This window comes from Trinickia sp., assembly GCF_051961175.1.
In the GTDB taxonomy this organism is placed as follows: Bacteria; Pseudomonadota; Gammaproteobacteria; order Burkholderiales; family Burkholderiaceae; genus Trinickia.
Genome location: NZ_JBQCDN010000086.1, coordinates 1 through 3,286, shown reverse-complemented (window position 1 = coordinate 3,286; position 3,286 = coordinate 1). Strand labels below are relative to the sequence as shown.

The window sequence follows — 3,286 nt, the reverse complement described above, 5'->3', positions numbered from 1 at the left end:
AGCATCGTTGAACCATTTTACGACACCGGTTTCCATAGTACTAATTCCCTCGAAATTTTAATAGACGGGCAGCGCCCTCCGCCTGAAGCCCAGCCTCGGAAGAACGACACCTCGGTCTCTCTCCCGGGGCGCCTTTCACTGGGTGATTCCGGCGCTGCTTTTATAAATGTTCCGTTGCGCGCTCGTCAAGAAATTTTTCATTAAATGCTCAAACGGCTTCTCTTGCTATGCGCAATGCAGCATAAAATCGCGCCAGTTGAGTCACTATTACCTATGGTAGGCACATAGAAAGCGCCAAACCGGAAAAACGTTCGCTGTTTGCAACAAAATATTTCTGCGATAAGTATTTTTCCGGGTTGTTGCCGTGGCCACGCCGTCCGATGATCATCTGGACAAGTTGTTTGGAGACGGCCATGCATGCCATTCCCATCAAGCGCTTTGTCGCCTGGCTCCTCCGCATGCTTCGCCCTGAAGCGGCACCGATTAGTCGGACGAATCACACATCGACTTCAGTTTTGGAGGTTGATCCTTTCTGGCACGGCGATCACTGGCAAAACCTGCTGGCGTCCCCGATGGATGCACGTCACTACGTGATGGAAGACTGGGCGCTGCCTCTGGACGACGACGAAATCGACTACCGCCGCGGCGAAGACAAACAGCGCGGACGCCGTCGCATGCGGGGCTGACGCGACCCAAAAAAGACGCGGCCCGAAAGCCGCGCTGACAAAGGTTTGGAGACGTCTTTTCCTTGATGAAAAAGTCTGCTTGGGCAAGCAGTACAGTGAGTATATCGTTGCGTTCCCGCGCGATTATTGTCGCGCGACGCAAACTTCTTTTTCTAGATTGACAATAATCCAGCGAACTTAAAGAGCGCCCCCCCAACAGGGATGCTGGATAGCGTCTCGTAAACACAACGCCTTGAATTTCTCATATTCGATCCGCACCCCTATTTAAGGGGCGGAGACCGTTGCCCAGCAAGGCTCTGGCGGTGCTTTAATTTTATTTCAAAACGCTCAATACTTTATTGCGGTTTTCAAAAGTCGAGCGTGTACGCGACGCTATTTACACTCAATCCAGTTCGGAAAAAACGGACCCCGTTGCAGTGGTTTCCCGCATCGCCACGCGGACGGTCCGGTGCGGTAGCGCGTGCGCTCCGGCCGGCGCCTCGGGCGACAGCCAAGAAAACTTCCTGATACTGGAGTAAAAGATGAAGAAGACGCTTCTAGTCGGCGCCCTCACCGGCGCCTTCGCAACGATGGCGCACGCACAGAGCAGCGTGACGTTGTATGGCCTCATCGACGCCGGCATCACCTACACCAACAATCAGGGCGGCGGTCACGCCTGGCAACAATCGACGGGCGCCGTCAATGGCAGCCGGTGGGGCCTGCGAGGCGCGGAAGATCTCGGCGGCGGCCTGAAAGCCATCTTCACGTTGGAAAACGGCTTCGGCATCAACAATGGAACCCTCAAGCAGGGCGGCCGCGAATTCGGGCGTCAGGCGTTCGTCGGCCTGAGCAGCGACCAATTCGGCACCGTGACGCTGGGCCGTCAATATGATGACGTGGTCCAGTACCTCGGGCCGTTGGCGCTGACGGGCACGCAGTACGGCGGCACCTACTTCGCCCACCCGTTCGATAACGACAACCTCGACAACTCGTTCCGGATCAATAACTCGGTTCACTTTCAGAGCGCGAATTACGGCGGCTTCAAGCTCGGGGCGTTGTACGGCTTCTCGAACACGGCGGGCCAGTTTTCGAATAACCGCACGGTCAGCGTCGGCGCATCGTACTCGTGGATGGGCCTGAACGTCGCAGCGGCCTATTTGCAGATCGATAACGATCTGAACGCGCTGAACCAGGCCGTGACGGCCCCCGGCTCCGTGGCCGGCGATGCCACGTTTGCCGCGAGCCGTCAGCGCACCTGGGGCGCCGGCCTCAATTATACGTTCGGCCCGGCAACGGCGGGCTTCGTCTTTACACAGACACGCCTGAACGATGCCCTGGGCATCAACGCGGCCAACGCCGGCACCGCTGCGACGCTCGCGCTGCCGGGCGGCACGGCCCGTTTCAACAACTACGAAGTCAACGCGCGTTATGCGCTGACGCCGGCGGTCAGCCTGGCCGGCGCCTATACGTACACCCACGGCTCGATCGGCGGCGTCAGTCCGAAGTGGAATCAGTTCAATCTGCAAGCGGACTACGCGTTGTCCAAGCGCACGGATGTCTACGTGGAAGGCATCTATCAGCTCGCGATCAACAAGGGCTTGCCGCTCACGGCGGACATCAACGGCCTCAACGCGTCGTCGAACAACAAGCAAGTTGCCGCGACGGTCGGCCTGCGCCACCGCTTCTGACCGCAGCAGCCTGCCGGCATCCCGTTCGCCGCGCACACGCATGAGAAAGGCGCCGCATTTGCGGCGCCTTTTTTTGTCTTCGGGACGGGGAGGCGCACGCCCGGGCGACGCAAATCGCCCGCTGCGCACGCGACGTTGCGCACCGGCGGCCCGCGGGCGCTAAGCGCCCGCCGCCGGGTACCGGACGTCGAGCACGTCGATCTGCTCGGGCCCGGCAGGCGTATGCAGTGTGACGGTGTCGCCGATCCGCGCTTTCAGCAGCGCACGCGCGATGGGCGAGATCCAGCTCACATGGCCTTGATCGAGATCGACCTCGTCGACACCGACGATCGTCACGGCATGGGTTTCCCCGTCTTCGGTCGCATACTCGATCGTCGCACCGAAGAACACTTGGTCGACATTCTCCTGCTTGCTGGCATCCACCACTTCGGCCAGGTCGAGCCGCTTCGTCAGGAAACGTATACGGCGGTCGATTTCACGCAAACGCCGCTTTCCATAGATGTAATCGCCGTTCTCCGAGCGGTCGCCATTCGATGCCGCCCAGGAAACCAGCTTCACGACGTCAGGACGCTCCACGTCGATCAGGTGAAGCAACTCGTCGCGCATCCGCTGGTGGCCTGCGGGCGTCATGTAGTTCCTGGTGCCGGCCGGGATTTCGGGCTGGATGACGTCGAGATCGTCGTCATCGTCGTCGCTCGACTCTTTGACAAATGCCTTGTTCATGGTGCGAATCACCGCGTGCAATCAATCTTCAAGCGTACACGATGTGAGCGGTCGCTAGAAAGATTGAAGAAACTCGTTACAACGTCTTCCCTTTTCTCGGAACTTTGCTATAATTTCGCTTCTGCGTGCGGCTGTAGCTCAGTTGGATAGAGTACTTGGCTACGAACCAAGGGGTCGTGGGTTCGAATCCTGCCAGCCGCGCCACTCTTT

At 58.9% G+C, this 3,286-nt stretch carries 4 protein-coding genes and 1 tRNA gene; 4 read left to right on the top strand and 1 reads right to left on the bottom strand.

Going from position 1 to position 3,286, the window contains the following annotated elements; translation table 11 throughout:
• The 3 genes from ACTHL0_RS04580 to ACTHL0_RS04570 form a co-directional block, all read left to right on the top strand.
• The coding region (locus tag ACTHL0_RS04580; protein WP_440565405.1) for a hypothetical protein at nucleotides 1–204 on the top strand (204 nt) is incomplete at its 5' end.
• A gap of 254 nt (nucleotides 205–458) precedes the next feature.
• Nucleotides 459–686 (top strand): hypothetical protein, encoded by a 228-nt coding sequence (locus ACTHL0_RS04575; protein ID WP_440565406.1) that lies wholly within the window; start codon nucleotides 459–461, stop codon nucleotides 684–686.
• Between the two features lie 521 nt (nucleotides 687–1,207).
• Nucleotides 1,208–2,353 carry a porin gene (locus ACTHL0_RS04570; protein ID WP_440565404.1) on the top strand — a complete coding sequence of 382 codons (1,146 nt, stop codon included), beginning with the start codon at nucleotides 1,208–1,210 and terminating at the stop codon, nucleotides 2,351–2,353.
• 159 nt (nucleotides 2,354–2,512) lie between these two features.
• Here ACTHL0_RS04570 and greB read toward each other — a convergent pair whose 3' ends face one another.
• Complete coding sequence (gene greB, locus ACTHL0_RS04565) at nucleotides 2,513–3,076, bottom strand: transcription elongation factor GreB (protein WP_440565403.1); 564 nt, start codon at nucleotides 3,074–3,076, stop codon at nucleotides 2,513–2,515.
• A gap of 127 nt (nucleotides 3,077–3,203) precedes the next feature.
• Between greB and ACTHL0_RS04560 the strand changes: the two genes are divergently transcribed.
• Nucleotides 3,204–3,280, top strand: a tRNA-Arg gene (locus ACTHL0_RS04560).
• Nucleotides 3,281–3,286: the final 6 nt, after the last annotated feature.

Coding starts and splice junctions, on each gene's coding strand:
- ACTHL0_RS04575 (WP_440565406.1), top strand. CDS start 459: ATGCTTCGCCCTGAAGCGGCACCGATTAGTCGGACGAATCACACATCG.
- ACTHL0_RS04570 (WP_440565404.1), top strand. CDS start 1,208: ATGAAGAAGACGCTTCTAGTCGGCGCCCTCACCGGCGCCTTCGCAACG.
- greB (WP_440565403.1), bottom strand. CDS start 3,076: ATGAACAAGGCATTTGTCAAAGAGTCGAGCGACGACGATGACGACGAT.